This is a genomic window from Pseudomonas sp. R62, assembly GCF_000257605.1.
GTDB classification, from domain to species: domain Bacteria; phylum Pseudomonadota; class Gammaproteobacteria; order Pseudomonadales; family Pseudomonadaceae; genus Aquipseudomonas; species Aquipseudomonas atacamensis.
Map to the genome: position 1 here is coordinate 1,454,428 of NZ_JH635998.1, position 6,246 is coordinate 1,460,673.

The 6,246-nt window shown below is 60.5% G+C and carries 3 protein-coding genes; 2 read left to right on the forward strand and 1 reads right to left on the reverse strand.

The annotated features are described in order from the left end of the window. On the reverse strand, nucleotides 1-3,498 hold a 3,498-nt coding region (locus OQK_RS28845; RefSeq protein ID WP_016771885.1), incomplete at its 3' end, for a DUF4329 domain-containing protein. 300 nt (nucleotides 3,499-3,798) lie between these two features. On the opposite strand from OQK_RS28845, the gene urtA reads away from it, so the two are divergent. Together urtA and OQK_RS07840 are read left to right on the forward strand one after the other, a co-directional pair. Beyond that, nucleotides 3,799-5,064, forward strand: coding sequence for an urea ABC transporter substrate-binding protein (gene urtA / locus OQK_RS07835; protein WP_016771886.1), 1,266 nt, complete (start codon nucleotides 3,799-3,801; stop codon nucleotides 5,062-5,064). A gap of 237 nt (nucleotides 5,065-5,301) precedes the next feature. Beyond that, on the forward strand, nucleotides 5,302-6,246 hold a 945-nt coding region (locus OQK_RS07840; protein WP_038860724.1), incomplete at its 3' end, for an ABC transporter permease subunit.

Below are 6,246 nucleotides of genomic sequence, written 5' to 3' on the forward strand. Positions count from 1 at the left end.
GGCCGCATCTGCCTGAAGAAATAACGGGCCGCACACCGCCGCAGTAACGGCTTTGCTGTAATCCGTCACGATCTGCAGATCGGCGGAGAACGGCACCCAGCGCGATACTTGCCTGGGCAGGCCCCACAGGTCACTGCCGGTGACGACCTGCAAATAACCTGTTCTGGCGAGCGAGTCGATCCAGTCGATCGGTTTCAATTCACCGCTGTAAAGGCGCTGCTTGATGGTCTCGCCATCCAGTGATGCGGGCAGGCTATTGCTTGCCGTCAGGGCAATCGACAGATCGGCGCGCAGACGCTCCCACAACCCAGGCTGATAGCGAATCGTCGCACCGTCCGGCGCAAACAGGTATTCATCCCAGACCACAGGCTTGCGGGTGAATGCCGAGTACAAGGTATCGACCGACAGCATGTTCAAGTAGATCTGTTTGTCGATGGCCGAAAACGCTACCGACAGCTCCCTCGGGACTCTGGAGCGGTAACGCGCAACGATCCGGCAATTTTCTGGAAACAGTCCGGCAGCGCGAGCCTCGTCGGCGATGATCTCGCTACTGTCGAAATTTTCGCGTGTCACTTCAATCGGCAAGGTAGCGACGTAGAGGCCGTCGGAGCGTTTCAGAATGACACCGCCATAGAGCTTGTCGGTGCTCTGCGGCAACAGCGATCGGGCATGCACCGCCGCATCGTCGGCACTGTGAAAAACCGGCCCCAGGGCGCGTCGCTGCAGATTTGCGTAAGGCTGCCAGGTTTTCTTGACCAAACCCGGCCGGTCCCAGCACAGACTCGTACGCAGCACGTCAAGTTGACCACTGTCGACCACGGTGTGCACGAAGTCGGATGGCAACAGCCTTTGCGCAGCGAGATCGTCCTTGAGCGTTTGCAGCGTCGTCTGCGAGCTGTCGTCGTAGAACAACTTGCTGGAGCTGTTGAACACATACCTGAGCAGAGCACCATCACCAGTGGCGATATACAAAGTTCTGTGCCGGCCAGTGGCGACGACCGGGCGCCGCTCGGAGAGATACATGGCAACGGTCAGCGTCTCTGGCGTGACGAAGTAATGCGCGAGCCAGTCCTGGGGATGGCGCAAGGTTTCCCCGATTCGCTGGTGCATGTAATACACGGCATGCAGGTCGAAGCCATCCGGGTACTGATACCAGGGAGCCGTCCTGCTGGAACTGAACACCGACTCCTGACGAAACAGATTGGTGCCGCTATCGCTGACGGGTATCAGCTCGCTGGCGATGTATTCCTCCCGCCCCACGTGCTTGAGAATGAAGCCGAACCAGGTTTTCTTCTCGTCGTGCAAATGCACGTCAGTACTGGATTGACTCAGTGCTGCATCGTCCGCCGAGGAAAACACCGCACCAAAGAAAATCCTCGCAGGACGCTTCCACGGCATTGTCGTGGCGCCAGGCGCAGGCACTTGCGTTGGCGGATATGGCTGCAAAGAAAGATCTGGCAATGACGGTTTCGGTAACGTCGGCAGCGGCGGCTCAGACTCGCCTGGTTCAGCCACTGACGCTACTGGCAGGCTCCAGTCAGCGCCGATTTGCCCGCGATAGCCCCACAGTGCGTGATCGATCAGGTTGAACAAGACGCCGGCCTGCGCCTGTTCACGCACAAAGGCTTGTGGCCGTTCAGTGCCGTTGCGCAGCGCACTGGCTAGCTCGCCCGGGTGCTTGCCAGTGCCGAGGCGTCTGGCCAGCTCCCTGGCGACGATGGTGGTGTAGGGCTGGAACCTGATCAGGCTGTCACCGGCACCAGAGCAATACAGAGCGATCCCGTCGACCAGGGTCTGCCGCAGCTCGTCAACGTTGAGCATCTGCACGTCCAGCAGAGCCTCGGCACGGGTCCAGCGCAGATACCGGATATGCACCGGGTCAAGTTGCGAAAGCGCAACGTGAGCGACATAACGCGCATGCATGGTGTGGTCGTCTGGAAACACCGGCCGACCGTGATTGTCCAGAGGATAAAGCCGCCCCTGGCTGAGCGTATCGATATCCCCGGGCAAGGGTTCGGTCACCACGAAACGCTTGTCGCTACGCTGAAAAACATACCCCGCGTACTGCTGATCACGGCGAATGCCCACGAGCTCATGGGCATGGCGAACCGCATCATCGGCCGCCAGAAAAGCCCGGCTCAATCGCGGCCAGGGGAAATTGGCGAAGGGCTGCCATTGCAGATCCACCGGCCCCAGATGCGCCCACAACGCACTGCCGCGCACGACCTCCAGGGTCCCGGCCAGTACCAGCATCGAAACAAATGCGCGGGTATCCAGTGTGCCGGCCAATAGCCTTGCCTGCACACCATTGTCACTGACCGTGCCGTCCGACTGCGTAACGCTCAGTGCCGCTTCGATCGAATCGCCGCTGAAGCGGTACTTCAACATCGCATGATCCTGCGCCCGCATGTACAGCGACAACGCACGCCCTGCTTGCGCCAGATGTTGGCTGCGGGCATTCGCTTCGATAGCCCAGGCGATCTCCCGGGGCGTGAAGAAGTTCTCGTAGAGCCACGGCTGGCCAGGTGGAAACTGTGCCGGGTCGGGTCGCGAGGCGAAGTAAAAGCCCTCCAGCAAATACCCCTTGGGCAGCTGCAATTGCCCTTGGGCATCAACCGGAAATATTCGCTCAGGATCCCAAGCGGCGAGCCCGGCCGGCCGCGCATGGGTGGCCACATACTCCTCGCCAACCAATTTTTTCAATATCAGGCCCGTCGTTTGCGCGCCTCTGGATTTCAAAGCGGCCAGCACGGCGCGTTCGGCATTGACGCAGACACGGGTCATCAGCGGCAGTTCGGTGACTGCACCCTTTGAAAACGACGCGCCGGCCTTCCAGTCCGCAGGTACGCGCCCCACCGAGTAGCCCCAGTCGGCATTCGAAACAATCACTTTTAGTTCACCCACGGTCGCCAGTTTGTTGATCACCGCCATCACGTCATAGGCCCCCGCCGGATGGCCCGACGGCCCGCCGGACTGCTGCCATAGAAAGTAGTCGCGCTCCTCGGGCGAGCCGCTCGAGACGTATTTGAGCAAGCTGCCATCCGGGCCTGAAAGGTAAGCGCTGCGGAAAAAATCCCGCGCCGACACATCGCCAATGAAATCGCCGCCTGAATAGAAACTCATGAACAGCCGGAGCAGCGTTTCATCCTGACGCCGATTGCCATTGCGGAACTCGGCATGGATCGGCGGATGGCTGTGAACGCTGGCGACGCACCGGTAGCCCAGCGGATGAAGCATGCCGCCAAGGACATCGGTCTGCACAATTGTGCCGAAGTCAAAACCCGTGGCTTGCCCGGCGATGGGAGAAGTGGCGAGCAATTTCCCGTCCGGACGCAGCAGGATCACGCTGCCGTACTCTTTGTCCGGGTTCAGTGGAATCCGCGTGTGCACCCAATAGGCGGCGTCCTCTTCAGTCAGAAAGGCCGGGCTCAGTGGCGGCAGCTTGAACGTTGCTGAAGAACTTGCGGTACGACCGGATCGGCCTGAGACATGACTCATAAAAACCTGCGCTGAGAATCGGGATGAGCGCGTGAGTGTGGGCCGTCGGTTTTCACCTGCTGTGGTACATGTTTATCGTTTCTGTATCCGCATCTGCGCGACAGCTGCGCCCCAATCTGGCGCAACTGGACGCACCACCACCCGAGTACCGTCCCCTCCTGGTGCACGCCCTCAGCGCGCAAGCGCTCTGGCACGACATTTTCTTGCCTGAACGCGACCGGGCACAGCCTTTGCAAAACACACCTTCAGTCGTCCGCATCTGCCAACCAGAAAAAATCGAATGTTCATGGAGATCGCACAATGAAGCGTCGCAGTTTGATCAAGGCTTTCACACTCACGGCATCCATTGCCGCGATGGGCATGACCTGGACTGTCCAGGCCGCCGAGACCATCAAGGTCGGGATTCTGCATTCGTTGTCCGGGACCATGGCGATCTCCGAAACGTCGCTCAAGGACATGGCGCTGATGACCATCGACGAGATCAACGCCAAGGGCGGCGTGAACGGCAAGATGCTCGAGCCGGTGGTGGTCGATCCCGCTTCCAACTGGCCGCTGTTCGCCGAAAAGGGCCGACAGCTGCTGACCCAGGACAAGGTCGCGGTGGTGTTCGGCTGCTGGACCTCGGTTTCGCGTAAATCGGTATTGCCGGTGTTCGAAGAACTCAATGGCCTGCTGTTCTACCCGGTGCAGTACGAAGGCGAAGAGATGTCGCCGAACGTCTTCTACACCGGCGCCGCGCCGAACCAGCAAGCGATCCCCGCCGTTGAATACCTGATGAGCGAAGAAGGCGGCAGCGCCAAGCGCTACTTCCTGCTCGGCACCGACTACGTCTACCCGCGCACCACCAACAAGATCCTGCGCGCGTTCCTGCACTCCAAAGGCGTGGCCGACAAGGACATCGAAGAGGTCTACACGCCGTTCGGTCACAGCGATTACCAGACCATCGTTGCCAACATCAAAAAATTCTCCGCCGGTGGCAAGACTGCCGTCATTTCCACCGTCAACGGCGACTCCAACGTGCCGTTCTACAAAGAGCTGGCCAACCAGGGCCTGAAGGCTACCGATGTACCGGTGGTGGCGTTCTCGGTCGGTGAAGAAGAACTGCGCGGCATCGACACCAAACCGCTGGTGGGCAACCTCGCGGCGTGGAACTACTTCGAGTCGGTGGAGAATCCTGCGAACAAGAAATTCGTCGCGGACTGGAAAGCCTATGCGAAGAAACACAACCTGCCGGGCGCCGATAAAGCCGTGACCAACGACCCGATGGAAGCCACCTACGTCGGCATCCACATGTGGGCGCAGGCGGTCGAGAAAGCCAAATCCACTGACGTCGACAAAGTGCGCGAAGCACTGGCCGGGCAGACCTTCGCTGCGCCATCGGGCTATACCCTGACCATGGACAAGACCAATCACCACCTGCACAAGCCCGTGATGATCGGCGAAATCCAGAGCGACGGGCAGTTCAACGTCGTGTGGCAGACCGAAGGCCCGATCCGCGCGCAACCATGGAGCCCGTACATTCAGGGCAACGACAAGAAGCCGGATTATGCGGTGAAGAGCAACTGAGTCACCGGATGTCAGTCTCGCGCCTGGCGTGAGGCTGATGCAATTCCCTGTGAGAGCGGACCTTTGTGGTGAGGGGATTTATCCCCGATGGGTTGCGAAGCAGCCCCAAAGCCATCAGTCGCGGTGTATCAGATCGATCGCGTCGACCGATATCACGACTGCTTCGCAGCCGAACGGGGATCAATCCCCTCGCCACAAAGGCTCGCTCCCACAATGTCCGCGTCAAGGCGACTGACTATGCCCACTGCCCTTTTCCGATTCATCTGTGCCATCGCACTGTTGCTGCCACTCCTGGCCCACGCTGGCGATGCCGAAGACTTCGTCGCGGCCAATCCGATGCAACAGGCCAAATTGCTGGAAGCCTGGGCCGCGCAGCCCGATCCGGCGCGTATCGAATTGCTCAACGCCCTGCAACAAGGCGAGCTGACGATCGACGGCCAAGCGAAAACCCTGCGCCTGAACAATCGCCTGCGGGGTCTGATCGACACCGCGATGGCCAGCCATCAATTGCTCGCCGCTGACAGCAAGATCCGTCTCGGCGCCGCGCAGCAATTGCAGAAAAGCGCGAAACCCGCGCAGCTGAAATTTCTCGACCGGCAACTCGCCGGGGAAAAAGACCCAAGCGTCCACGCGGCCCTGAGCCTGGCGCTGGCCAATCTGCAACTGGTCGACAGCGACCCGGCGGTGCGCCTCGCGGCGGTACGTCTGCTCGGTGAAACCGGCGACCCGCTGGCACGCACGCGCCTTGAAGGTCTGCTCGAACCGGGCGTGGAAAGCGATGCCGGCGTGCGCACCGCCGCCGAAACCAGCCTCGCGCAGGTCAAGCGCAAATTGCTGATCGGCGAAGTGCTCGGCCAGGCCTTCAGCGGCATGTCGCTGGGCTCGATTCTGCTGCTCGCCGCCCTCGGTCTGGCGATCACCTTCGGCCTGCTCGGGGTGATCAACATGGCTCACGGCGAGATGCTCATGCTCGGCGCCTACTCGACCTATGTCGTGCAGCTGATGTTTCAGCGTTACGCGCCGCAGGCCATCGAGTTCTATCCACTGATCGCGCTGCCGGTGGCGTTTTTCGTCACCGCCGCCATTGGCATGGCGCTGGAGCGCACGGTGATTCGCCATCTCTATGGTCGGCCGCTGGAAACTCTGCTCGCGACCTGGGGCATCAGCCTGATGCTGATCCAA

What these genes read in the sequence shown, in the direction of transcription:
- urtA (WP_016771886.1), top strand. Translation starts at nt 3,799, where the DNA reads ATGAAGCGTCGCAGTTTGATCAAGGCTTTCACACTCACGGCATCCATT.